Annotated in this window: 17 protein-coding genes and 1 tRNA gene; 13 read left to right on the top strand and 5 right to left on the bottom strand. The window is 60.0% G+C overall.

Features of this window, described 5'->3' with window-relative positions; translation table 11 throughout:
• Positions 1 to 144: 144 nt before the first annotated feature.
• Positions 145 to 4,602, top strand: a complete 4,458-nt coding sequence (locus FHU41_RS06185; RefSeq protein ID WP_179388714.1) for an FtsK/SpoIIIE domain-containing protein — start codon at positions 145 to 147, stop codon at positions 4,600 to 4,602.
• Positions 4,603 to 4,726: 124 nt separating this feature from the next.
• Here FHU41_RS06185 and FHU41_RS06180 read toward each other — a convergent pair whose 3' ends face one another.
• The 3 genes from FHU41_RS06180 to FHU41_RS06170 all read right to left on the bottom strand — a co-directional run bounded on the left by FHU41_RS06180 (position 4,727) and on the right by FHU41_RS06170 (position 9,790).
• Complete coding sequence (locus FHU41_RS06180; protein ID WP_179388713.1) at positions 4,727 to 6,517, bottom strand: hypothetical protein; 1,791 nt, start codon at positions 6,515 to 6,517, stop codon at positions 4,727 to 4,729.
• A 43-nt stretch (positions 6,518 to 6,560) separates the two neighbouring features.
• Entirely contained in the window at positions 6,561 to 8,360 is a 1,800-nt protein-coding gene (locus FHU41_RS06175; protein ID WP_179388712.1) for an RDD family protein, read from the bottom strand.
• 296 nt (positions 8,361 to 8,656) lie between these two features.
• On the bottom strand, positions 8,657 to 9,790 hold the full coding sequence (locus tag FHU41_RS06170) for a phosphotransferase (protein WP_179388711.1): 1,134 nt from the start codon (positions 9,788 to 9,790) through the stop codon (positions 8,657 to 8,659).
• Between the two features lie 144 nt (positions 9,791 to 9,934).
• Here FHU41_RS06170 and nudC point away from each other — a divergent pair, with 144 nt between their 5' ends.
• The 3 genes from nudC to FHU41_RS06155 are packed head-to-tail and all read left to right on the top strand — an operon-like array spanning position 9,935 to position 13,613.
• Positions 9,935 to 10,861, top strand: coding sequence for an NAD(+) diphosphatase (gene nudC / locus FHU41_RS06165; RefSeq protein WP_179388710.1), 927 nt, complete (start codon positions 9,935 to 9,937; stop codon positions 10,859 to 10,861).
• Positions 10,862 to 10,866: 5 nt separating this feature from the next.
• Positions 10,867 to 12,990 carry an ATP-dependent DNA helicase UvrD2 gene (locus tag FHU41_RS06160; RefSeq protein WP_179388709.1) on the top strand — a complete coding sequence of 708 codons (2,124 nt, stop codon included), beginning with the start codon at positions 10,867 to 10,869 and terminating at the stop codon, positions 12,988 to 12,990.
• A 2-nt stretch (positions 12,991 to 12,992) separates the two neighbouring features.
• Positions 12,993 to 13,613 carry a M48 metallopeptidase family protein gene (locus tag FHU41_RS06155; protein ID WP_179388708.1) on the top strand — a complete coding sequence of 207 codons (621 nt, stop codon included), beginning with the start codon at positions 12,993 to 12,995 and terminating at the stop codon, positions 13,611 to 13,613.
• Here FHU41_RS06155 and FHU41_RS06150 read toward each other — a convergent pair.
• Positions 13,547 to 14,935: a zinc-dependent metalloprotease gene (locus tag FHU41_RS06150; RefSeq protein ID WP_179388707.1), complete on the bottom strand. Its 1,389-nt coding sequence runs from the start codon at positions 14,933 to 14,935 to the stop codon at positions 13,547 to 13,549. The two genes, FHU41_RS06155 and FHU41_RS06150, sit on opposite strands and share 67 nt — an antisense overlap.
• A 176-nt stretch (positions 14,936 to 15,111) precedes the next feature.
• Here FHU41_RS06150 and FHU41_RS06145 point away from each other — a divergent pair, with 176 nt between their 5' ends.
• The 4 genes from FHU41_RS06145 (at position 15,112) to FHU41_RS06130 (ending at position 19,978) form a co-directional block, all read left to right on the top strand.
• The gene (locus FHU41_RS06145) at positions 15,112 to 16,254 is read left to right on the top strand and encodes a YlbL family protein (RefSeq protein WP_246279440.1); all 1,143 of its coding nucleotides are present in this window, start codon (positions 15,112 to 15,114) and stop codon (positions 16,252 to 16,254) included.
• 83 nt (positions 16,255 to 16,337) lie between these two features.
• Complete coding sequence (locus tag FHU41_RS06140; RefSeq protein WP_179388706.1) at positions 16,338 to 19,358, top strand: UPF0182 family protein; 3,021 nt, start codon at positions 16,338 to 16,340, stop codon at positions 19,356 to 19,358.
• A gap of 118 nt (positions 19,359 to 19,476) precedes the next feature.
• Positions 19,477 to 19,550: transfer RNA gene (locus FHU41_RS06135), tRNA-Met, on the top strand.
• 119 nt (positions 19,551 to 19,669) lie between these two features.
• Positions 19,670 to 19,978 (top strand): hypothetical protein, encoded by a 309-nt coding sequence (locus FHU41_RS06130; RefSeq protein ID WP_179388705.1) that lies wholly within the window; start codon positions 19,670 to 19,672, stop codon positions 19,976 to 19,978.
• A 36-nt stretch (positions 19,979 to 20,014) separates the two neighbouring features.
• Here the strand turns inward: FHU41_RS06130 and FHU41_RS06125 are convergent, their stop codons facing one another.
• Entirely contained in the window at positions 20,015 to 20,494 is a 480-nt protein-coding gene (locus FHU41_RS06125; RefSeq protein WP_179388704.1) for an RrF2 family transcriptional regulator, read from the bottom strand.
• 97 nt (positions 20,495 to 20,591) lie between these two features.
• Here FHU41_RS06125 and FHU41_RS06120 point away from each other — a divergent pair, with 97 nt between their 5' ends.
• The 5 genes from FHU41_RS06120 to FHU41_RS06100 all read left to right on the top strand — a co-directional run bounded on the left by FHU41_RS06120 (position 20,592) and on the right by FHU41_RS06100 (position 24,388).
• Complete coding sequence (locus tag FHU41_RS06120; protein ID WP_179388703.1) at positions 20,592 to 21,323, top strand: SDR family oxidoreductase; 732 nt, start codon at positions 20,592 to 20,594, stop codon at positions 21,321 to 21,323.
• Positions 21,324 to 21,683: 360 nt separating this feature from the next.
• The gene (locus FHU41_RS06115) at positions 21,684 to 22,109 is read left to right on the top strand and encodes a WXG100 family type VII secretion target (protein WP_179388702.1); all 426 of its coding nucleotides are present in this window, start codon (positions 21,684 to 21,686) and stop codon (positions 22,107 to 22,109) included.
• The gene (locus tag FHU41_RS06110) at positions 22,109 to 22,399 is read left to right on the top strand and encodes a hypothetical protein (protein ID WP_179388701.1); all 291 of its coding nucleotides are present in this window, start codon (positions 22,109 to 22,111) and stop codon (positions 22,397 to 22,399) included. The genes FHU41_RS06115 and FHU41_RS06110 overlap by 1 nt, the downstream gene beginning before the upstream one ends.
• A gap of 2 nt (positions 22,400 to 22,401) precedes the next feature.
• Positions 22,402 to 23,946, top strand: coding sequence for a WXG100-like domain-containing protein (locus FHU41_RS06105; protein ID WP_179388700.1), 1,545 nt, complete (start codon positions 22,402 to 22,404; stop codon positions 23,944 to 23,946).
• Between the two features lie 4 nt (positions 23,947 to 23,950).
• The gene (locus FHU41_RS06100; RefSeq protein WP_179388699.1) at positions 23,951 to 24,388 is read left to right on the top strand and encodes a hypothetical protein; all 438 of its coding nucleotides are present in this window, start codon (positions 23,951 to 23,953) and stop codon (positions 24,386 to 24,388) included.
• Positions 24,389 to 24,454: the final 66 nt, after the last annotated feature.

Here is a 24,454-nt window from a genome sequence, read left to right as displayed (position 1 = left end):
GGGCGACGCTAAGACCGTTCCGAGACCTCCTGGCAAAGCCGATTCTCGCTTGAGAACACATTTCAGCGATAATTCACTAAAGTAGATAATTCGACTGGAATAGATGAGTTGTTGAACTAGATCGGTTCTTGGGTCAGGAGTGGAATGCGTACGCAGTTGACCGTGGTGAACGGACACCACATGCAGGACGTCGTGGTGGATGCGAGCGATGATGCCTCGGTGGCAGAGGTGCTTGGTTCGATCAACGCCGCCCTGGGTGCTAATCCCTCGGGGGCGGATCCGGCGGCAGTAGGCTCCGGGACAAAGCCGGATACGACAAAGCCGGATACGACAAAGCTGGATACGACAAAGCCGGAGCCGCTCCCCGCTGACTCCAGCTGGGATACGGTCGGAGTGCTCGAAGGAAGCGTGTTGCAGCTGGACGGTCAAGCCGCTCTGGTCCCGCCTGCCAGGCTCAACGATGGCTCGAACAGCGCCGGTATCGTGCAGCTCCGGGCGACCGGTGGTCCGCTCTCCGGCCAGGTGTACCGAGTGGGCTCGGGCAAGGTCAGCATTGGCGCCGATCCGGCCTGCGCACTGCGTCTCGACGAGACCGACATCCCCGCCGTGGCCATGGTGATTACCGTGGCCGAGGATGGCTTGGTGAGTATCACCAGAGCCGACGGAGAGGTTGAGCTGACGCTCAATGAGGAGTCGGTGCTGGGCACGAGATCCTGGTTTAGCGGTGATGTGGTCCGATTGGGTAAGTCCCGGTTTGAGCTCGTTGCTCAGGATGAGGTGGTGGCCTCGCTGACACCCTCTGAGGAATTGGGGCGGCTGGATTACAACCGCCCACCACGACTACTGCCGCCGCTGCGTACCACCGGCTTTAAGCTGCCCACTCCGCCCGGTGAGGAACAGCGGCGCTCGCTGCCGATCCTGGCCGCGTTGGCACCCCTGGCGCTCTCGGTGGGCGCGGCCCTGATCATGCAACGTCCCGCCTATCTGTTGTTCGGCTTGCTGTCGCCGGTGATGATGATTGCCGGGTTCTATAGCAATAAGAAGTCCGGGAAACTCAGCCATTCGGATCGGATGCGGAAGTACAAACAGGCCAAGAAGGTCATCGAGTCGGAGGCGAGAGCTGCGGTTTCGGCCTTCGAGCTCGAACGTCAATTCTTCAATCCGGACCCCGCTACCGCCGGCATCATCGCCACCACACCCTTGCCCAGGCTTTGGGAACGCCGTCGTAAGGACCCGGATCATCTTTCCCTTCGTTTAGGCACCTGTACGATGCCCTCCGATGTGGTGTTGGAGGACCCGGAGCAACTGGAGCACAAGCGCAAGGTGAGCTGGCCTGCTAATGGCATTCCGGTCCGGGTCTCACTGCCCGAACGTGGTGTGCTGGGCATCTGTGGCGACGGTGAGCAGGTGGCGAATCTTGCGGCCTGGGTGGTCGGTCAGCTCGCGGTGGCACAGAGTCCCCGCGATGTGCAGTTCTATGTTCTGACCTCCCAGGATCGGCAGCAGACCTGGGAATGGTTGCGCTGGCTTCCACACGCGCGTTCAGAACATGCCTCGGGACCGGCAGCGCTCCTGGGGACGGATACGGCCAGCCTTTCGGCACGGGTGAGCGAACTTTCGGCCACTATTAATAGGCGCATCCAAGCCAAAGAGAACAATCGCGAGGCAGTTATTGATGAGCCGGATATCGTGGTGGTTTTGGACGGTGCTCGACGGCTGCGAGCCTTGCCCGGCATCGCTCAGATCTTGGCAGCGGGCGCCGCGGTGGGAATTTACGCTGTCTGCTTGGATGCTGAGGAGCGGCTGCTGCCCGAGGAATGCAATGCGGTGTTCAGTCAGTCCCGCCTGCCGGGAAAGGAAGGCAGCGAATGGACCCTCGCTCAGCAGCGGGAGCAGCCAATTCAGGGCATCAGACGGGATACTGCACCCGCGGAATGGTTTGCCTGGGTGGGTAGGGCGCTGGCTCCGGTGCGGGATGCTTCCGACGACGGCGACTCCGTGCTGCCGAACTCGGCCCGCCTTCTGGAGGTGCTCGGTTTAGAGCCGCCGAGTGCTGATGCCCTGGTGCCGCGCTGGCTAGCTTCGGGCCGGACCACGGAGGCAATTATCGGCGTCTCCTTGGACGGCCCCTTCGGCATCGACCTGCGGAAGGACGGACCGCACGGTTTGATTGCCGGTACCACTGGCTCGGGAAAATCCGAGTTACTGCAAACCTTGGTTGCTTCGCTGGCGGCCGCCAATCGGCCCGATGAAATGACCTTCGTGCTCATCGACTATAAGGGTGGTGCGGCCTTCAAGGACTGCGCCAATCTGCCACATACGGTCGGCATGGTGACCGATCTTGACACCCACCTAGTGGAACGGGCAATGGCTTCGCTCTCCGCCGAGTTGCGCCGTCGCGAGCACCAACTCTCCGCTGTGGGAGCCAAGGACATTGAGGACTACACGGTATTGGCGGATCGGGATCGCGGGATGCCCCGGATGCCACGGCTAATGATCGTGATCGATGAGTTCGCCGCGATGAAGGCCGAGCTCCCCGACTTCATCGAAGGCCTGGTGAATATCGCTCAGCGTGGGCGTTCCCTAGGCATCCATTTGATTCTGGCCACCCAGCGGCCCAGCGGTGCCGTCTCCGCAGATATTAGGGCTAACTCGAATCTGCGGATTGCACTCCGGGTGACCGATGCGGGGGATAGCTCTGATGTGCTGAACTCGCCGGAGGCAGCCAAGATCTCCCCGAACGCGCCCGGTCGAGGATATGTGCGTTCCGGCGCGGCCTCGCTGGTGCCATTCCAAGCGGCCAGGGTGGGCGGCCGGAGGCCGGGTGTAGGAGAGACCGAGCGGCAGGTTCCGAAAGCTTCCCTCATGCCCTGGGAGAAGTTGGGTAGCCCGGCTGATGGTCCGCTGAGTCAAACGAGCTCAACCGAGGAAGAACTGACCGATCTGGCAGTGCTGGTCTCCGCTATTAATGAGGCTTCCACCCAGTTGAGGATGGGTAAACAACACAGTCCATGGCTCCCCGCCCTGCCAACTCAGCTCGTGCTGGAAGATCTTCCCCTTCCGGAGGCTTCGGCAGGAACCATTCCGCCGGTGGCCTTCGGATTGGAGGACTTGCCTGCCCTGCAAGATCAGCGGGCGAATTGCCTAGACTTCCAGACCTTCAACCATCTCTACATTGTTGGCTCCGCCCGATCCGGGCGCTCGCAGGCTTTGCGCACCATCGCAGGTTCGATTGCCGCCAGCACTTCGGTCAACGATATTCACCTCTATGGCTTGGATTTTGGGAACGGTGCACTGCTGCCGGTCTCAAAATTGCCGCATACTGGCGCGGTGGCGACCAGATTGCAGACAGAACGGGTGGAGCGTCTGGTGGAATGGCTGGGTGAGGAGCTGGCTCGACGCCAGCAGGTCATGTCTCAGCACGGCTTTGCCGGGATCGTCGAACAGCGGGCCAATAGTTTTGCCGGTGAGCGTTTGCCACATCTGGTGGTACTTTTCGATCAATGGGAAGGCTTCATGTCCACCCTCGGTGATTCTGGGGCGGGGGTGTTGGTGGATCGATTGATCAACCTGCTCCGCGAAGGCGCACAGGCCGGTATTCACTTCGTGATCACGGGTGATAAGCAACTGCTTAACACCAGAATGTCCTCCCTCGTGGAGAGCAAGCTGGTGCTGCGCTTCTCCGATAAGGCCGATTACTCCTTGGCGGGACTCCAGCCGAGGAAGATGCCCGATAACATTCCGGCCGGTCGCGCCTATGCGGTGGAGGGAATCGTGGAAACCCAGATCGCGCTGCTCAGCGACGAGCCCTCCGGCCAAGCCCAAGCCGAGGCCCTGCGTAGCATCGGGCAGCGAGTAGAGGCCGCGCAGTTGGGATCGGGGCAAGAAATCTGGCATCGACCGTTTCGGCTTGAGGCGCTTCCTCAGAGCATTGGTTTCGATGAGGCGTGGGCCACTCGCACCCCCAACGCGTCGCCACTCTGGGCAATGCTCGGGGTGGGTGGCGACAATACGGCTGCCATCGGAGTGGATTTGGCCGATGGGGCACCGACCTTCCTGGTGGCTGGTCCACCGCGCAGCGGGCGGAGTACCGCCTTGGTGTCCCTCGCGTGCTCTCTGCTGAGGCAAGGGTCGGAACTGGTGATCCTCACCCCGCGGTCCTCTCCTTTGCGCGCTCTCGCGGAGCGGCCGGGGGTTCGGGCGGTGCTGGAGTCCGCCGACGTCGCGCCTTCACAACTCGAAGAGCTTACGGCTAATCAGGGTCGCCCTGTGGTGCTGGTGCTGGACGATGCCGAGTTGGTGGGAGAGCCGGGTCTGAAGGAGTGGCTCCGACAGTACGTCCGGAGCTGTTCAGCGACGAGTCGGGCACTACTCGTGGCCGGTCATATCGATGACTTCGGCAGTGGGTTCAGCGGCTGGCAGGTTGATGTTCGCAATAATCGCAATGGTGCCTTATTGGCACCGTCCTCCACCCTCAGTGGCGCGCTGATCGGCGCTTCGCTGAGTAAGTCGATGGTCGGCCAGAACAACGCGGTAATGGGGCGGGCACTGCTCAATAGTGGCAGCGGTCAGTTGCTGACCGTGCAGGTAGCGCAAGCCTGAGCCCGGGCCTGGCCTGCTGAGTGGGGCCTTTGGTAGACAGAATCCAAGGACACAAAAGTGGGGCTGGCGAACCGAATCATTCGGTTCGCCAGCCCTCTTTTGTGGAGTGTGAAGGACTGAGCGCCTAGTGCGCCGCCTGCCTGTTCCTACGGGTTCCGGCTAGGGCGATGATATAGCCCAGGATAAGACCGATCAGGATAAAGATCAGGCCCACCCAGATCAGCGGCCAAATGTCCTGACTGGACTGGACGATCTGGGTTCCGCTGAGCGGTGCGCCCTGAGCAGTGCTGCTGCCGCCACTCTGCTCTGGGGAGGGTTTCTGGGGGGTGGGGTCGGCTGAGACGCTGCCTGCGCCCGGTTTGACCGTGGGGCTGCTGCTGTTGAGGTTCGGCAGTTGTTTGGCCGCAGCATCCGCCTTCAGGCCGAAGGGGTCATCGCTGAGCGTGGTTGTAGCCTGATGGATCAAGGCAGGCAGCGGAGCCGGAGCTGCTGCCTGGACCTTGATAACCGGAGCAATCGGCAGCGGTGCAGGAGCCGGAGCGGCTGGCACCGTCACGTAGACCGGTTTCTCAATGATTTGCGGGGGAGCAGCCACGGTCTTCGTTTTCGGGAAGACCGCTAGCCAAGTAGCGGCCAATCGGATGACTTGGCCGCTATCCGGATCGGTGGTGGTTGCCGAGACTTGGTAAAGGCCCTCAGCGGCCGTTGCTGGGACGCTGACCGGAGTCGCCGAGAAGGCATTATTGGAGATCTGAACGCCGCTGGCAAGATCGGCAACGACTGTTGCGCCGTCCGAAGAATAAAGCTTCAGATCGACCTGGTAGCTACCGTCGGAGAAGCTATCTCCAGTCACATTGGTCGAATAGCCCCCTTCAACACCGGTATTGACGCTGAGCTGAAGATTTCCACTGGCTCGCAGAACATAGATGGTGGCTTCTCGCGTAACCCCCGTGGTCTGGTCAACTACCGTTACCGTGTGCGCGCCCTCCTGAGTGAAGGGGCCGGGCTGGAGGGTGAAGCTGAAGTTTCCGCTGGCGTCGATGGTTGCGGTGCCGCCCGGAATCCGGACCGCGTCCGTGCTGATTTTGACCTGGCTACCCGGGCTGTAGCCGGTGCCGGTCAAGGTGCCGGTGGAACCAGGGACAATCGGCAAACTGGGAGCAGCGATTTGCGGATTGTAAGTATCCACATTCAGCACATAGAGATCCTCGGAGCTGCCGCTCTGGGGGACTCCCAGGGCATCGGGCTGAGTGACCACCACGTGGTAGGTGCCCTCGGGCTGATCGACCGGTAGGACGCAATTGATGTTCGGTGCGGCACCGGCTGGGATCGGATCGCAGACAAAATCGCTGGGCTGCGGTCCCGCTGTTTGCTGAGCCACTAAGGTCACGGTGGCCGGATCCGTTGCGGTCAGTCCACCGACGGTTCCTACCACGGTTTGGCCGGGCTTGGTGGTGTTCTTGCTGAGCGTGACCGTGATAGTTGAAGAGGTCAAGGCTTGAGGCGTAGCACTCTGCTGTGGAGCCTTAGCCGCAAGGGGTGCTTTCGCTGTGGGGGTGGCCGCAAGGGGTGCTGCCGGCGTCTGCTGAGAAATGGTGGGCGACGGCGTGGCGGCCACTTGTTGAACCGCTGACGGCTGAGTGGTCGCAGGCTGCGGAACACTGGAATCCGGGGTAGTAGAAGCCTGAGCACCAGAAGCCTGAGCACCAGAGCCAGGGGTAGTAGAAGCCGGCGGCACGGACGGACTATTGGCGTTGCTGACCGGGGCACCCGCAGCTGCAGCGGTTTCCGGGGCAGCGGCCTGGCTGGGCCGGGCCGGATTATTTGCCTGGGCCACTACCGCAGGGGTTAGCAGCAGAGCTCCGGCAATCAATCCGGACAAAGTAGCCCTGATGATCTTTGTTTCCTTATTCATTCTCGCTCCGGTGTCTCGATGATGCGCTTCGAGACTGCTGCGACTAGCCGGTGCTGGTAAATCGCTGCAGCTCATTGTCCTTAGTGCGGACAATGACACCGCCCCCGGTGATGGCCAGAGGAGTCACTGCCGCGTAGATCCAAGAATTGTCTTGCTGTAGGAACACCGGCCCTTGCTCTTTTTCGCCCGCGATGCCGTCGGCGAAAATACCTGAAAGGTCGATTCCCTGCGCTTTCACATCTAATATAGGCCATCCAGTAGATAAATCATAAATATAATTTGCATAACTTGCCCAGGCGAAACCCTGCCCCCTCAACCAAGTGGGACTTTCATCGATCCTGGCTCGGGTGGTTGGCAGAGTGGAGAGTAGTTCTCCGGTGGCCTCGCGGTAGACAGCCACGGTGATCGGGTTCGCTGGTTCCTTGCTCTCCGGCAGCTCTGACCAGGTCAGGATGGCGAGTCCATGCCCCACGGTGACCCAGTCAACGATCTGCTGCCCCTCCTGAGGGGCTTTCAGGGTTACCGTGGCATGTTCCTTGCCATTCGGGCTACTGATGGCCAGCGGGCCGGAGAACTTGGCGCTGAGCAATTTGTTGCCGTCCACGCCGATGGCTTCCTCGTCGGCAGGAACCGTTAGCTGTAGGAGGCCCGTTTTGGTCAGGGTGTAGATTTTTCCATTCGGGAATTGGATCATCAGATTTGAACCGGCTGCGCTGATTTTTGACTCGGCAGGGATGGACACCTTTAGCGCGGGCTTGGTTCCCATCTTCGGAGTCCAGGCGCGCAGCGTGTTGCCAATCTTCCACATCAGCCCGCGTTCGCCGTCGAACTCGGTTTCTTGAGCCACATCGACTTTGCCATCGAGTACCTGGGTGGAGAGTTTCTTGCCGGTGGCATTGTTCAAGATGCTCAGGGTTCGGTTATCGAAAATGAAGGTGCCGGCTTGCACCGAGATGGTGACGGCATTTGGCGAGACCTTCTGGTGCCAGGCTGGTCCTTGGGCGTAACCGGGGAAGCCTGGACCGGAATAATTCGAGAGCGGGACGACCTTTTGAGCCAATACAGCAGCACTAAACTCGGTTGAATCTCCCTGCACCGGAGGGCGGGGTTGAAGCGCAGATGCTCCCCAAGCCACGCCGGAAGAGAGCAGGCCGAGAACAGCGATCATCGCTACCGCTTGTCCCAGCGGCACAGCCCAGCGAGCGGCCCCAGCCTTCTTAGGCTGCGAGGCCGCGTTCTCGGTTTGACCACGATCCGGCACCGCTGGCGCTGCCAAATGGGTGGAGGCATAGGGGGCGGCGGGAGGGAAGACGGCGATGGGAGCCAATTCGGCAGGGCTCGCCCACTGCTCCGGATAAGGAGGGTAATACGCCGGTTCCTGATTCAGTGGGTCAACTCCGGCGCGGATATCGAGCACCCGGCTTCCGGCCAGGCGGTGATAGCTCAACTCGGCGTCGGGCCGCTTTTTGATCAGCGCAATCGCAGTAATGATGGGCAGAATGCCTAGGGCTAAGATGCCGGCGAAGAACACCGCCCCCCGCAACACCGTGGAGCCCAGATCCGCGGCTTGCCCGGTGCTGCTCGAAAGGACTCTGAGCCCGGTGAGGCGCTTGCCAACGGACTGGCCTTCGCGGCTCAGCATCGAGGCGAGGAAGAGACCGTAGAGAGCGGCCAGAAAAATCAAGGCTCCCAGACCTACTAGCCCCAATTCTAAGGATGGGGCGAAGCCCGTTGAGGCGAGTAGCCAGACTCCGGCGAGTAGGGGAATGAGCAGGATCGCCAGGTCGATCAGATACGCGGACGAACGGCGCAATAGCGACGCTTGGACAACTCCTTCAGGCACCTTTAGGAACTTTCTCTCGACGGATCCCCGCTAAGTTAAACGGATTTTCTGCTCGATATGCCGTCGAAGAGGGGCTAGGCCGTCTCAACGGAGGGGGATATTTAAAGAGCAGATGGCCTTATTTTAGTCTATTCAGACGGCTAATGTTGCGCGTCTTAAGCCGGGCGGCTGAGTAGGAGTTCTGGGACTTAAAGAGCAATATCGGCACTGTTGAGGTCAACATGCCTACTGGGGCTCACGAAAATGTCGCCGTCCGGAAGCGAGTCTCGGGGTTCGCTAGCGAGGGAGGGGTAAACCTAGGCGCTTTGCCTGGGAACCACCTTGAGCGCGGTGGTGTCGGTGTCCTCGCCAGCGGCTGAAGTTTCGCCCTCCGCCGAAGCATCGTCGGAGGCGGACACTGGCTCAGACTCAGCGCCGGATTCGGAGGAAGCCGGAATGGACTCAACCGTTACCCGAGCCTCTTCGGACGTTTCCGAGGCAGTTACAGGCGGTTCTTCCGCGCTGATCGGCTGGCCACCGTAGGCGGCGATATCCGCTTCCAGGGTGCTCAGCATCTCCTCAGCCTCGGCAATCATCTGCGCATCCTCGGCGGCGACGCCGCGGACCAGCCACTGGGCTAGGGCAAATTCGGCGGAAAGGGCCGCCCGGCGATTGAGATGCGGGTCCGGAGTTTCGCCCCGAGCTTCCGCATAGCTCTCCTGCACTGCGTTGACGAAGTTTTGATCTTCCACCGCGGTCAGCCAGGCGAAATCATCCGCCGGATCGCCCACCCGTAGATCGGTCCAACCGGTGACAGCGATCAAACGCTGGCCTTGCATCAGAATGTTGTCCTCATGCAGATCCCCGTGCACCACACTGGGGTTGAAGCGCCACAGCGTCACGTCTTCCAGGGCATGCTCCCAACGGCGCAGGAGCGAGGCCGGAATTTTCCCGGTAGTCGCGGCTTGATCAAGCTCATTCAGCCGGCGCTGCCGGAATTCATTGGCGGTGTACACCGGGAGATCCGCGGAACCCACCAGTTCGATCGGCAGATCATGGATAGCGGCCATGGTGGCACCGATTTCCTTCGCCACCGCAGCGCCACCAGCAGCCAAGGTCTCAACGGCTTCGGTTCGACCGGCCAAATGTGAGTAGACGAAAGTGGTCAGTTCACCAATCCGTACCGTTCCAGCCACGGTGGGGAGCAGGAAAGGCAACTCCGCGCGCACGGCGGGGCTGAAGGCGCGCAGCACCTGCAGCTCAGTCTCCAACCGAGTGCTGGCCTCTAAATGTCGTGGCGCACGGACCCGCCAGCGCTTCCGCTCGGCGTCGAGCAGCACCGCCGAATCGAAGTCGGCAGCGTCATCAGGCTCGTAGGCGGCAGCCGTCGGAGTCAGGCCAGGCACAGCAGCGCTGGCGACGGCGGCAAGTTCCATCGGTGTACGTCTCACCTTTCTACCGTAAGGCGATGCATCCCAATCACCGAGTGCCCCAGCGGCGAGTCGCCCGAACTGGGCCGATTCATAGTTCCGGCCGAAATCGTTGTGGCTGCTTCGCGAATGTGATTTGTCGGTGCGAATCAGTACGGTAGGACTATGACCCTCACCGAGGCTTTGTCCTGGCAACAATCTCTGATCGACCGGGGCAATGAGCGTCGCCAGCAAGCCGACTTCCTTGCTTCGCTCAGCGCCGACCCGGCCAGCAAGGTTCTGCCTATCTCTCATGGCAAAACCTTGATGTACCAGGGCAAGCCCTATTATCTCGACGCCGCAACGAGCCACGGTCGGCTGACCGTCTATTTGGGCCTGACGACCCAAGAGGCAACGCTGCCCGCCGGAACCGAACTGCTCGCCGTCGAACTTGAGGAAGAGGTTGCCCCAGAAAAGTTGGGCGCTCCTGCGGAGGCTCGCTGGCTTGGCTTCCGGCAGATTGCGGCCGAGTTGAGCCCGGCGGATTCGCAGTACCTGATCGAGGCGAACGCCATTGTGAACTGGCATCGGGTGCATACCCATTGCCCGCGTTGCGGTGCGGCCACCAAGATCGAGGCTTCTGGCTGGGTTCGCCGTTGCCCGGAAGACAATTCCGAGCACTTCCCGCGTACCGATCCCGCAATCATTGTCGCCGTGGTGGGGCAGGACGACAGACTGCTGTTAGGCGGTGGCGCGGGCTGGGAGGAGCATCGTTACTCCACTCTGGCAGGTTTCGTGGAGCCCGGTGAATCCCTTGAACAGGCGGTTGTCCGGGAAATCTCCGAGGAGGTGGGGGTACATATCCATCGGGTGAACTATCTCGGTTCGCAGTCCTGGCCGTTCCCGGCTTCGCTGATGCTCGGTTTTATCGCTTATACCGACGATCGGGAAGCTAAGCCCGACGGCGTCGAAGTCACCAGGGCCCGTTGGTTCGACAGGGCCGAGTTGCTCAGCGCCGTCACCACCGGCGAGGTGGCAATCTCGCCCCGGATATCGATCGCCCGATCCCTTATCGAGCATTGGTACGGCGAACGAATTGAGGATGTTCCCTGAGTACCATGATCCCTGAAGAAGCAACGCTCGAAGAGCGGATACTGGCTGGCCTGGATGATGAACAGCGCTTAGTGGCCACCACCTTGAATGGACCGGTCTGCGTGCTGGCCGGTGCCGGTACCGGTAAGACGCGAGCCATTACCCACCGCATCGCTTACGGCGTGCACAGTGGGGTTTACAACCCGCAACGTCTACTTGCGGTCACGTTTACAGCCCGGGCTGCCGCCGAAATGCGAACCCGACTGCGAGATCTGGGCGTCGGCTCGGTGCAGGCTCGGACCTTTCACGCCGCCGCCCTGCGTCAGCTTCAGTTCTTTTGGCCGCAGGCCGTGGGCGGAGAGCTGCCCAATCTCCTGGAGCACAAAGCCGCAACCATTACCGAGGCCGCCCGTAGGCTCCGGCTGAACACCGACCGAGCCACGGTTCGGGATTTGGCGGCCGAGATTGAGTGGGCCAAGGTCTCCATGCTCACTCCGGAGAACTACGCCCAGCAGGCACAACATCGTGGCAGTCCTGCGGGCTTCGATTTGGTGACCATGGCCAGGGTTTTTCAATCCTACGAAGACCTCAAAACCGATCGAAACTTCATCGATTTTGAGGACGTCCTGTTGATCACGGTGGGCATCCTGCAAGAAGATCCGCGGGTGGCCGCCGCCGTCCGTGAGCAGTACCGGCACTTTGTGGTGGACGAATACCAGGATGTTTCACCCTTGCAGCAGCGCTTGCTCGATCTCTGGCTGGGCGGCCGGGATGAACTCTGCGTGGTGGGCGATGCCAGCCAGACGATTTACTCCTTCACCGGTGCCAGTTCCCGGCATCTGCTCGATTTTGGTCGCCGCTATCCGCAGGCCGAACTGATCAAGCTGGTCCGCGATTATCGGTCCACGCCACAGGTGGTGCAACTGGCTAATAAGCTGCTGGCTGCCCGTCGGCCAGCAGGGGCGGGAGCAGATGCTGCCTGGTCGCAACCGCTGCAATTGATCGCTCAGCGCAGCGAAGGGCCGGCGCCGTCGTTCGTGGAATGCGCTGATGACGAGGCTGAGGCCGCCACGGTAGCTGCTCGAATCCGAGAGTTGATCGATTCCGGTGTGCAGCCCGCCGAAATGGCCGTGCTGTTCCGCACCAATGGCCAATCCGAAGCCTACGAGCAAGCGCTCAGCGCTGCGGGTATTGGCTATCAGCTTCGCGGTGGTGAGCGGTTCTTTGCCCGCAAGGAAGTGCGCGACGCGATCCTCTCGCTGCGGGCAGCGTCCCGCGTGGACAATACTTACCACGAGGGCCAGTCGCCAACGCTGCCCCAGCAGGTTCGCGATGTGCTGGCTAGCCTGGGTTATTCGGAGCAAGCGCCGAACGGCGGGGGAGCGGTGCGGGAGCGATGGGAATCGCTCGCAGCCTTGGTCGCCCTGGCCGATGAGTTGAGCGGTTCCCGCGGAGCGGCCTTTGCGCTTCCGGACTTTGTCTCCGAACTGCAGGAGCGCGCGGCTGCTCAACATGCGCCCACCGTTCAAGGCGTCACCTTGGCTTCGCTGCATTCGGCCAAGGGCTTGGAGTGGGATGCGGTGTTCCTGGTCGGGCTGAGCGAGGGGCTAATGCCGATCAGCTTCGCGGACGATGCCGAGGGCGTGGATGAGGAACGCCGACTGCTCTACGTCGGCATTACCCGGGCTCGCGAGTATCTTTCCTTGAGCTGGTCGCTATCCCGGACTCCCGGGGGCAGGGCAAACCGGAAACCCTCACGATTCCTGGATGGCTTACGTCCGGGTTCCACCGAAACCGGCAGATCTTCCGCGACGCGTTCCGCCGCGGCCAGGGCTACCCGCAAACCACCCGCAGTTTGCCGGGTGTGCGGCAGCGCGTTGAGCACCGGTGCGGAACGGAAAATTGGCCGTTGCTCAAACTGCCCGGCGAGCTATGAAGAAGCCACCTTTGAGGCGTTGCGGGAATGGCGGCTCGAGGAAGCCCGTTCCGCTCAATTGCCGGCTTTTATGATCTTTACCGACGCCACTCTGATTGCGGTGGCCGAAACCAAGCCGGCTTCTCTTGAGGAGTTGGCCTCTGTGGCAGGGGTTGGCCCTTCCAAATTGGAGCGCTACGGCGAGGCCGTGCTCCAGGTTCTCCAGGAGGATTGAGGATGCCCCGCGATGTACTCACGGAGTTGACCACTTTGGAAGGCCTGCCGGTAGTGGTCCGCCGTTCGGCCCGGCGCAGGCGCACGGTGAGCGCATTTTGGGAGGACGGCCGTGCCGTGGTGGCGGTTCCCGCACATTTTTCGGCGCGCGAGGAGCGCGATTGGGTGACCAAAATGCTGGGGCGCCTGCAAAAGAGCAGCACCAAGGACAGAAGGTCCTCGGGCGATGCTGAATTGATGGCGCATGCTCGCCAGCTTTCCAAAAACTATTTAGCCGGCCGGGCTCAGCCTTCCTCTGTCCGTTGGGTGAGTAATCAGCGCAGCCGTTGGGGGTCCGCCACCCCGGCAGAACGAACCATCAGGCTCTCCGACAAACTCCGCGGAATGCCTTCCTGGGTGGTTGATTATGTGCTGTTGCACGAACTCACGCACCTTTTAGTGGCCTCGCACGGACCCGATTTCTGGCGACACCTGGAGAGCTACCCCCACACCGAACGGGCCAAGGCCTTTTTAGAAGGCGTCAGCTTCGCGGTGACCAGGGGGCTCGACGGCGGAGACTACTTACCGTCCGAAGGCCCTGAAGGATTGTCACCAGAAGGATTTTCGTCCGAGGGTGTGTCGTAGCCGCCATCCAGCAACCGTTCCAGGGCTTCATCGACTTCGGAATCGGAAGCCTCGGCCAGCTCGCGCCGTGCGCTGAAACCGGTCGGATCATCCAGGTCCTCGGCCGTCGGCAGCAGGTCCGGATGCTGCCAGATGGCATCTCGCCCGGCAATCCCGCGTTGTTCCTTTAGCGCCGCCCAAAGCGCCGCGGCCTCGCGCAATCTACGAGGGCGCAGTTCCAAGCCAACCAAGGAACCGAAGGCGTGCTCTGCCGGTCCGCCGGTGGCCCGCCGTCGTCGAACAGTCTCTCGTAGCGCCGCGGCGGAGGGTAGCTGGGCGGCCGCTTCGAAGGTCAATTCGTCAACCCAGCCTTCGACCAAAGCCAACGCGGTCTCCAGCTTGGTCAGAGCCGCATCCTGCGCAGGAGTGCGCTGTGGCATGAAAACACCCTGCGAAAGGGCCTCACGGATCCGCTCCGAATCGGAAGGGTCCAGGTCCCGGGCCAGCTCCTCCATCCGGGACAGATCGATATGGATGCCTCGGGCATAGGCTTCGATGGCGCCGAGTAGGTGCCCACGCAGCCACGGTACCTGGACAAAGAGTCGGGCATGGGCGGCTTCACGCAAAGCTAGGAACAGCCGTACTTCGCCTTCAGGGAGGTCAAGTCCTGCGCCGAAGGCGGTCACATTTGCGGGCAGCAGAGCCATTTGCAGATCGGCCAGCGGTACCCCGATGTCGGTTGAGGACACCACCTCGCGAGCCAGCGCGCCCACCGCTTGGCCGAGCTGCATGCCGAAGAGCGCTCCACCCATATTCTGCAGGGCGGTGCCCGCTCCGCCCATCATCGATTTCATCTCTTCGGGGAGCTGCTCTTGCAAGGTGGTGGAGAGTGCCTGGGCGATGCTATTGGCCACCGGTTCGGTGAGTCGCTTCCAGGTGCCAAGGGTCTCCTCGACCCATTCCGCCCGGGACCAGGCTTTGCCGATCAACCCGGTGCTGGGTAGCTCGGTCACCGGGTCCAGCCAAAGCTCGGCGAGCCGTAGGGCTTCATCCACTTCGCGGCTCTGCAAGGGCGTGACCGAAGGATCGTCACCGGCGGCCGCTTGCCGTGCGTTGTCATGGGCCAGTTGCCAATTCACCGGGCCTTCGGCGGAGGAGGAGTTCATCATGGTCTGGAATTGGGCAAACATCTGCTGCAAAAGCTGCGGATCATTGGGCAGCCCGGCAGCCTTGGCTAGGGCGGCGGCATCAATGCCCTCAATGCCTTTGCCGCCCATCAGTTGAGCCAAGATCTCCTGCAGCGGATCTTGTTCGTCGTCGTTATTGGCTGGCTCGTTGGTCATCGCGCATCCTCGGCTGGGCTCACTGGTGAAACTCCTTTACTTCAAGCTACCGCCGTCGGCTGCGCTTGTCTGCGAAAAACTCGCATCGTTCGCTCTAGGCCAATCCGGAGAGGCTGGGCGACACAGCCAAACCGCGTAGGCTAAGGGAGAAGTGCTGTCCATGCTGAGGAGCCGAATTGAGCCAGGCGGATACCGGAATTCCGGCACCCGAGAATCCCTTGCCGAACTATCTGCCGGGGGAGGGGCGTTCGCAAGCTCCTCAGCGGCCTCGCGATGGCAGGTTCACCGCGATGGCGGTGTCCGGTTTGCTGGCGCTCGCCCTCGGTTTACTGGCCGTGGTGCTGCCCGCGCCTTATGTTATTGAATCTGCTGGGCCTACCTTGAATACCTTGGGCAGCGAGGATGGCAAACAGATCATCTCGGTGAGCGGTCATGAAAGCTATCCAGCCAAGGGACAGCTCGACCTGGTCACCGTTTATCTCAATGGCGGTCCGCAAAATCAGGTGAGTCTTTTCGATGTTTATCGTTCCTGGCTGGACCCGAAACAAGCGGTCTATCCGGTCGAACTGATCTACCCGCCGAGTGTCACGAAAGACCAGATCAGCAGCCAGAATGCAGCGGATATGTCGAGCTCACAAGATTTGGCGACGGCGGCCGCGCTGAGTCAGTTAGGCATTAAGTACCAGCAACAGCTCTTTGTGGATTCGACTATGGCGGATTCAGCTTCCACCGGGAAGCTACAGGCCGGTGACGAACTCCAGACGATCAACGGCAAGCCGATTGTTGACCAGGCCACCTTGCAGCAGGAACTTGCCGCCGGAAAAGGTACTGCCGTGACGATCGGAGTGCTCCGCAAGGGCGCTACGGTAAAAGCCACCATCACCCCGCAGAAAAGCAGCGATGGCCGTTACCTGCTGGGGATCCTGCTGAACTATAAATACACCTTCCCCTTCCAAGTGAAGATAGCCCTGGAGAACGTCGGTGGCCCGAGCGCCGGAATGATGTTTGCGCTGGGCATTATCGACACCCTGACCCCCGGCGATCTGACCGATGGTCAGCATTTCGCGGGTACCGGCACCATCGACGCGGCCGGAAATGTTGGGGCCATCGGTGGGATTCCGCAGAAGATGATTGGTGCCAAGTCCGCCGGAGCCACCGTGTTTCTGGCCCCGAGTTCCAATTGCGACGAGGTTGTCGGTCATGTTCCGGACGGCTTGCGGGTGGTCAAGGTAGATACCCTCAAACAGGCTTACGATGCTGTTTCACTGATCGCCAGCGGCAAGGATAGCTCGGCATTACCCACCTGCACAAAGGGCTGAGCGATGGAACCAGTTAGCACCGCCACTCGTCAGCATTACAGGTTTAGCTTTGATTTACCCATCAAAAACGACAGAGGTTCACTGTGACATCCGGCCAAAGTACAACCGCAGCGCGGCGGCGACGTGGCGCTCTTCTCCCCACCTTGGTCATTTTGGTGGTGGCGATTATCGTTTTCGTCTTCTTCGCCAATGTGTATACCGACATCCTCTGGTTCAATCAGTTGGGCTTCCAGGAGGTGTTCTGGAAGGAGAATCTGTCCAGAATACTGATCTTCATTTCTGCCTTCGCGCTGATGTTCGTCGGGGTGTACCTCTCGATTCGGATTGCCTACCGGAATCGGCCGGTGTACGCGCCGGATAACGAGGCACAGGACAATCTGAACCGGTATCAGACCCAGCTTGAGCCGGTGCGCAAGGTGGTGATGATCGGCGTTCCGCTGGTTTTCGGGCTCTTTGCCGGCGTCGCGGGCATTGGTCAGTGGCAGAAGGTTTTGCTTTTCCTGTACCAGCAGCCTTTTGGTCAGACCGATCCGCAGTTCGGGATGGATATCTCCTTCTTCACCAACACCTTGCCGTTCCTCGGCTTCCTCTCCGGGTTCCTGATTTCGGTGGTGTTGATCTCCGGCATCGTCGGATTGCTCACGCATTACCTCTACGGCGCAATCCGGGTCCAGGAGCGCGGTCTTTTCGCTTCTCGCGGCGCGCAAGTACAGCTGGCAGTGACGGCGGGTGTTTTCCTGATTTTGCTGGGGCTGAACTTCTGGTTGGATCGTTACACCACTCTGCAGGACAACGGCGGGCTCCGTTCCGGCGCCATGTACACGGATGTGAACGCGGTGATCCCCACCAAATCGATCCTTGCCATTGCTGCCGGAATCGTTGCGGTGCTGTTCATCCTGAGCGCGGTCATCGGGCGCTGGCGGCTGCCACTGATCGGTACTGCCATGTTGGTTATCACCGCCATTGTGGCCGGTGGCATCTATCCCTGGGCCATTCAGCAGTTCCAGGTAGGGCCTTCCGAGGCGAATCTGGAGACCCCGTATATCCAGCGCAATATTGATATGACCCGCTCGGCTTATGGTTTGAGTGATGTCCAGGTGATCCCTTATGCGGCCACGACGACGGCCACGCAGGGTGCCCTGCGTAAGGATGCGACGACGGCGGCCAATATCCGCTTGCTCGATCCCAACCTGGTTTCGGCTACTTTCCAGCAACTTGAGCAGTACCGGGCCTATTACGGGTTCCCGAAGACCCTCAACGTGGACCGGTACACCATCGATGGCAAGGTTCAGGACACCGTGATCGCGCTACGGGAGTTGAACCCGAGCGGCATCCCGGCGGCTCAGCAGACCTGGTACAACAAGCACCTGGTCTACACCCACGGCTACGGTGTGGTGGCGGCTTACGGTAATACCGTCACGGCGGATGGTAAGCCGGTCTTCCTGCAATCCGGGGTTCCCTCAAATGGCAAGCTCGGTACGGACACCAGCTATCAGCCGCGCGTCTACTTCGGTCAGAACACCACCGATTACGCTTTGGTAGGCGCACCGCAAGGCACTGCCTCCATTGAACTCGATCGGCCGCAGGGCGGGGACGACAACTCCAACTCGCTCAACACCTTCAGCGGCAATGGCGGGCCGGATGTTGGCAACTGGTTCAACCGCTTGCTGTACTCGATCAAATTCCAGTCCACCGATTTGCTGCTCAGCAATGGTGTGAACGATAAGTCTCAGATCCTTTATGATCGGACTCCGGTGGAGCGCGTACAGAAGGTTGCGCCCTACTTGACCATTGACGGCAACCCTTATCCCGCCGTCGTAGATGGCAAGGTCAAGTGGATTGTGGATGGCTACACAACCTCTAGTGCTTACCCGTATTCGCAGCAGCAGGCCCTGGATTCGGCTACCACGGACTCCTTGACCACGCGCACCGGTTCTGGTGCTTTGAACTCCGGTTCAATCAACTACATCCGAAATTCGGTCAAGGCCACGGTTGATGCCTACGACGGCTCGGTGACGCTGTACGCCTGGGACGATAAGGATCCCATCCTGAAGACCTGGCAGAACGTTTTCCCGAGCACCGTGAAGCCAATCTCCGAGATGTCTGGCGACCTGATCAGCCACGTGCGTTACCCGGAGGACTTGTTCAAGGTGCAGCGCGAGTTGCTTAGCCGGTACCACGTGACAAATGCGAGCGAGTTCTACAGCAATAACGATGCGTGGAGCGTGCCGAATGATCCGGTTGAATCCAATAACTCGGTTAAGCAGCCGCCGTACTATCTTTCCTTGCAGATGCCAGGGCAGGATAAGCCTGCGTTCTCGCTGACCTCGAACTTCATTCCGCAGACCGCTCCTGGAGCGGATGCCCGGAACGTGCTCTACGGATATCTGGCGGCTGATGCCGATGCCGGGAACAAAGACGGGGTGAAGTCCGACTCCTATGGCAAGCTGAGGTTACTTTCCTTGCCGACCGATACCTTGGTGCCAGCGCCGGGTCAGGTCTTCAATAAGTATGTCTCCGACCCCGCCATTTCCACCCAGCTCAATATCCTCAAGCTCGGCCAGTCTCAGCTGAAGAACGGCAATCTGTTGACGCTGCCGGTAGGAGGTGGTCTGCTCTATGTGCAACCGGTCTATGTGCAGTCCACGGGTGAGGGTAGCTATCCAACCTTGCAAAGGGTGATGGCGGCCTTCGGCGACAAGATTGCCTTCGAGCCAACCTTGGACGCCGCCCTGGACAAGCTCTTTGGTGGTGATTCCGGTGCGAAGGCGGGGGATAGCGGTAATACCGGCAGTACCACGACGCCGAGTACCGGCACTGGTTCAACCAAGGAGAACCCAACCGCTCGAGCCGCGCTGACCAAGGCGCTGCAGGACGCTAACCAGGCCATCAAGGACGGTCAGGCAGCCTTGGCGAAGGGTGACTTCACCGGCTATGGCACCTCGCAGAAGAAGCTCAGCGCCGCGATTGCGGCCGCAGTTGCCGCTGAAGCGAAGTTGGGCACGGATACCGCCGCGACCCCGGGCAGTACGTCGAGCCCCAGCTCGTCTGGTTCGTCCGGTTCTTCTTCGAGTCCGAGCGCCACCTCCAGTCCTAGCGGCTAGGATCTGCCGCGAGTGCACACTTAACGCCCATCCGATGCCTATAACATCGGCGTTAAGTGTGCACTCGCAGGGCCCGATTTGGTTCTGAGGCACCTGGCCGGTAATGTTGATCTAGCGCCGCGGGGTGGAGCAGTTCGGTAGCTCGCCGGGCTCATAACCCGGAGGTCACAGGTTCAAATCCTGTCCCCGCAACGAAAGTTGCACTGTGAATGTGCGCAGAAAGTGGTCCTGACCAGCAGAAATGCAGGTCGGGACCACTTTGTTTTAAGCGTTATCACTTCCTAGGCTGCTCCCCGTGGGACACTTGCCCTATGTTGAACAACGTCGTTGTCACCTACACGGTGAACCCGCAGTCCAAGGCCGAGCACATTCGTCTGATCGAGGCTGTCTTCGCCCAGCTCCAAACCGAACAGCCCGACAACATCGATTATCAGGTGATGTGTCTTGAGGACGGCGTCACCTTCGTGCACATGTCATCCGCGGAAACCCCCGATGGTTCCAATCCCATTCCGAAACTTTCCTCTTTCCAAGACTTCGGCCGCGATATCGCTAGCCGGGTGACCACGATGCCAGCTCCGGCGGCTGCTGAGGTCGTCGGAAATTACCACGGCCGAGGTTAAGCGATCCGCCTTGACGGGTTTGCTGAGTTGCGTGGTTCAGCCACGTTGGGCGATGAATTGGCTAACCGGGCCCAGGATGTCGCTGTCGTAATCCGTATTGACCTGGCTGGCTAGGTCGGCAATTGAGCTGGCGCGAAGCGCCTCGCGCCAGGCTTGTTCGGCGGTAGCCATGGCACGGGTAATCGCGCATGGCTTATTGCATTGATCGGCTGTCGCCGCCAATGGACCGCGCTGGCGGATCTCGGTGCAGATGAAGGTTGGGCCTGGTCCATCGATGGCTTCGACAATATCGAGCACGGTGATCTGCTCGGCGGGGCGGTCTAGCAGATAGCCGCCGCTGCCGCCCTGTGCGGGCCGGATGATCTTGGCGCCGGAGAGAGCTTGTAGTTGCTTTGCCAGGTAGCTGGTCGAAACGTCGTGCAGTTGTGCCAGTCGGGCGGTGGGCACCGGATGCTCGGCCAAGGACAGCACTACGCAGCAATGTACTGCCCACTCAACGCCGCTGGACATCCGCATTTCTCCACCCTAGTTGACACGGATGGTGATGTCCGAATAGTGTCTCGGACACAATGTATCCGAGTTAAATTATTCGAGTTGAATTGAAGGAAAAGTTATGAAGATCGTGATCATCGGCGGGACTGGTCGGCTGGGAAGCTTGCTGCAGCAAAGGTTTTCTGGACACGAGGTGATTGCGGCCGCACCCAGCACGGGCGTCAACGCGGTCACCGGCGAAGGTCTTGACTCTGCGTTGGCTGGTGCCAACCTCGTCATTGACGTTTCAAACTCCCCGGCCTTCGATGCTGAGGCTGTCATGACCTACTTCACGACGGCGACCAGGAACCTGATTGCGGCCGCCAAGGTAGCCGGGGCTGCTCATTTCGTCATTGTCTCGATTGTCGGTGCGGACGAATTGCCCGATAGCGGCTATCTACGCGCCAAGATCGCGCAGGAGCAGTTGGTCGAGTCCGCCGGGCTGTCCTACAGCATCGTCAAGGCAACCCAATTCGCAGAGTTCGCCGACACCATCATTGATTCGGTGACCCAGGACGGGACAATTCGAGTACCGGATGCCAATCTCGAACTGCTCGCGGCCGCAGACCTGGCTGACTATGTCGCGGCTGTCGCGCTTTCCGAGCCCCTCAATGGTGCCAGCGAAATCGGTGGCCCGGAGGTGCGTAGCTTCGCCGAGGTCGCCCGCGAGATTCGCGGTGAAGGTGCCACTATTACGGTGGACTCGGAAGCTACCTACTTTGGCACGGCACTTGCGGAGAATTCGCTGGTGAGCCGCGAAGGGGCGCAGCATGGAACAACCACGCTCGCGCAGGTGCGCGCCGCCCAGAACTAAGCTTCAGCTGACCCTGGTTTCGCCGAGGCTGTTGGATCATGCAGCCGCCTATTAGATCTAATAGGCGGCTGCAGTGGCAAGGTGATAAATCCGCCAGTCCGAAAGATTTTTTGCGATGCTTCTGCAAGTCCTGCCCTACTTGCTTAGCTTGATCACCACCGCCTTGCCTCATCTACCCCCTGCGGTCCTATGTGCTGGTGGTTCTGTGTGAGCCCTCCCGGTTTCTACTTATGCCGGTAGGTCAGTTGAGAAGCCAACACTAATGCTCAGGCGAGGTCATTGTTGAGCTGCTGGGTTTCCTTGAATTGTCAGAGATGTTGTGATAATCCAGGCATTTAATATATGTTGTTGACTAACAAGATGCTGTTGATGATTTTTGTGTTGGGGGTGTGGTTGGTGTCGGGTTTGCGGGTTGATTCTGTTGCTTTGCGTGGGTTCTCTGGAACTCTTGCTGAGCATGCAGCCGAGTTGGAGCGTCGTGTGGTTGCCGCGCAGCGGCGGGCGGGGCAGGTTTTGGGTGGTTCGTGGACTGGTGTTGCTTCTGAGGAGGTTTCTGGCATTTTTGATCAGTGGTTTCGGGGTGCTCAGGGTGTGTGGGAAGCGTTGAATGGTTTAGCGTCTTTTGCGGGGGTGAGTGCCGGGGCGTATGAGGTCAGCGAGAAAGAACTCACCGCTGCTGCGCAGAACACGTCTGCCCTGGCGGGGTTACCGCCCGCACCCACTACATCTTCACCATCAGCGTCTTCTGCTACCTCGCGTGGTGGGAATGTTCCGGTGGCTTGGTAATGGGCGCCACGTTTGAAGCTGACGATGTCCAGATAGCTGCTTTGTTGGAGGAGTTGGCTGCGATTACGGTGTATGCGATGGATCTTCATGAGCAGGTCAGTAATCGTGCTACTGGGGTGGCTGCTGGTTGGGATGGTCAGGCTTCTACGGCTTTTACTGCCCAGATCAATAGGTGGCAGGTGGAGGAGCAGGCGATGGCGGCTGAGGTGGAGCATTTCACGAATTGGGTCGCTAACGCCAAACATCAATACGCTGCGGCCTCTGATGCGATCAAACAGGGCTGGGTCTAGTCATGCGCCTGCTCGTCAGGACAGCGTCCTATGTGGAGGCTGCTGAAGGTTTGGTGTTGGCTCAGCACGGCGTTGATCAGGTTCACTCTGCGTTACTTGCCGGGTTGGCGGGTACGGAGACGATGGCCGGGAATGACGACGGCGGGATCAGGTTCGCGGGTGAGTACAACCCCGCAGCTCAAGACGTTGTGATGGGTATCAGCGCTGCTAGGACAGGGTGTGGTGTTCTGGCTAAGAGGCTGGCGGATACGGCGAATGTGTGGGCTGACGCGGAGCATTATGCTTCCGGTGGTAGGTCGCCGATGGGGATGGCAGCTGTTAGTGCGGATATTTCTGATGCTTCTATGGGGTGTTCTGCCATGGTGCCTTCTGCTGTGGGGCAGTCGATGGGGTTACCGGAAGGGTGGGAATGGATCCAGTCGGTCTGCGGGGCTGTTTGGCCTAATGGTGACCCGGACAGGTTACGTAAGGCTGCTGGTGCTTGGAAGCAGGCAGGTAATGATCTGAACTCTGTGGCTGATCGTCTTGGTAACGCTCAAACCCCTTTGCTGTCTTTGGTTACACCGGATCTGAACCTGATTTTGACCAAACTGGGTGAGTTCAAAGCCTTCGTGCAAGAGACTGCGCAGCACTGCACGGATATTGGTGATGCGTGTGATTCTTATGCTGCTGGTTTGGATGAGGCTCATAACTCTATCCGGACTGAACTTGCTGAGTTGTTGGCGTTTACGGTCGCGTTTGAGGCTGGGGCGGCCCTGTTAGCGGTGTTCACGGTGGGTGCTTCTGAGGTTGTGGGTAATGTTGCGGTGGTGGGGCGGATCGCCCTGGCTGGTACCAGGGTGGCTGGGATCATTACCCGGGTGGGTGCCACCGCGGCTTCTATCGCAGGGCGGATTAGTTCCGCCGCGGCGGCTATTGGCAGGACCACGGCGTTAGTCAGGGAACTCGCTGTCATCAAAAACATTACTTACCTCGGGTCGAAAGCGCCGGCGTGGGTGAAGCTCACCACGAGCATGACCGTGAACACTGGCGTCAGTGTAGGTATCGACGCCGCGGCTAACGGGGGTAAAGTCAATCATTTTGGTGCCGACCTCGCAGCAGGCTTCCTCCCCTTCGGACTAGGCAAAATCACCACCGGGTTGAAAGGCGCCGAAGCGGCGGCGGCCGCGAACGCCGCCGGAGACTTAGGTAAAGTCACTATCAGCAGTCCAGCCTTCGGCGGACCCTTCCGCGTTGATTACCGAAAAACCTTCTTCGAAGCCAACCCGACCGTGCCGGCAAGTTCCTGGGTACACCACGCCATCGAACAACAGGTCCTGAAGAAATACCCAGGCCTCTTCACGAAGGAGCAACTTAACTCGCTGTTCAACCTTCGAGGCATCCCGATTGAGGTGAACTCGGCAGTCCACCTCAAAGCCATTCGTGACGAATGGGATGACTTCTATGAAGCACATCCGCCAAGCGTCATCACGCCGGAAGCTGTGATTGACTTTAAGGTCTATTTGGATAAGAAGTACGGCGACCAGTTCAACCCGAAAGTAAAGTGAAGCCATGAGTCTCTATCTAGTTCGTCCCGTCGTTGACGCGAGTCAAGGAGACATGACGGAATACGTTGAGGGGTCCGATAATCGCAAGCTTGAGACCTTGCATATGGTGCTCGAGGACTGGAGCGGAAACGATATCGTCACCACGACTCCAGGATTCGCCGTCACTCGTCGACTGGCCGACAGCCTCTCCAACAGCGGATTGACTGGATTTGAACTCAAAGACATGTACCTCAGCATCTCCGAGAACGGTACGCGAGCGATGCGAGAAAAAAATGTGGAGATTCCGGAGCTCGTCTGGCTAGACATAAAAGGAACATTCGCTCAGGATGACTTTTTCTTTGAACCCGGTCGGGCGCGATTGATCATTAGCGAGCGCGCCTTGGTATTCCTCCAAGAGTTTGACCTGACCGACGCGCGTATCGAAGAGTTTCAGGTTCCATAAGCAAGTAATCGATGTGAAGGATGTGTTGTTGGACGACGTTTTGAATGTTTCTTATGGTGAGCTGGA

The sequence above is a fragment of the Psychromicrobium silvestre genome (genome assembly GCF_013408295.1).
Taxonomy (GTDB): Bacteria; Actinomycetota; Actinomycetes; order Actinomycetales; family Micrococcaceae; genus Renibacterium; species Renibacterium silvestre.
This window is presented reverse-complemented; position numbering and strand designations above follow the sequence as displayed.

Coding starts and splice junctions, on each gene's coding strand:
- FHU41_RS06100 (WP_179388699.1), top strand. CDS start 23,951: ATGAGTCTCTATCTAGTTCGTCCCGTCGTTGACGCGAGTCAAGGAGAC.
- FHU41_RS06125 (WP_179388704.1), bottom strand. CDS start 20,494: ATGCGGATGTCCAGCGGCGTTGAGTGGGCAGTACATTGCTGCGTAGTG.
- FHU41_RS06115 (WP_179388702.1), top strand. CDS start 21,684: ATGCTGTTGATGATTTTTGTGTTGGGGGTGTGGTTGGTGTCGGGTTTG.
- FHU41_RS06185 (WP_179388714.1), top strand. CDS start 145: ATGCGTACGCAGTTGACCGTGGTGAACGGACACCACATGCAGGACGTC.
- FHU41_RS06150 (WP_179388707.1), bottom strand. CDS start 14,935: ATGACCAACGAGCCAGCCAATAACGACGACGAACAAGATCCGCTGCAG.
- FHU41_RS06180 (WP_179388713.1), bottom strand. CDS start 6,517: ATGAATAAGGAAACAAAGATCATCAGGGCTACTTTGTCCGGATTGATT.
- FHU41_RS06120 (WP_179388703.1), top strand. CDS start 20,592: ATGAAGATCGTGATCATCGGCGGGACTGGTCGGCTGGGAAGCTTGCTG.
- FHU41_RS06110 (WP_179388701.1), top strand. CDS start 22,109: ATGGGCGCCACGTTTGAAGCTGACGATGTCCAGATAGCTGCTTTGTTG.
- FHU41_RS06155 (WP_179388708.1), top strand. CDS start 12,993: ATGCCCCGCGATGTACTCACGGAGTTGACCACTTTGGAAGGCCTGCCG.
- FHU41_RS06160 (WP_179388709.1), top strand. CDS start 10,867: ATGATCCCTGAAGAAGCAACGCTCGAAGAGCGGATACTGGCTGGCCTG.
- nudC (WP_179388710.1), top strand. CDS start 9,935: ATGACCCTCACCGAGGCTTTGTCCTGGCAACAATCTCTGATCGACCGG.
- FHU41_RS06105 (WP_179388700.1), top strand. CDS start 22,402: ATGCGCCTGCTCGTCAGGACAGCGTCCTATGTGGAGGCTGCTGAAGGT.
- FHU41_RS06130 (WP_179388705.1), top strand. CDS start 19,670: ATGTTGAACAACGTCGTTGTCACCTACACGGTGAACCCGCAGTCCAAG.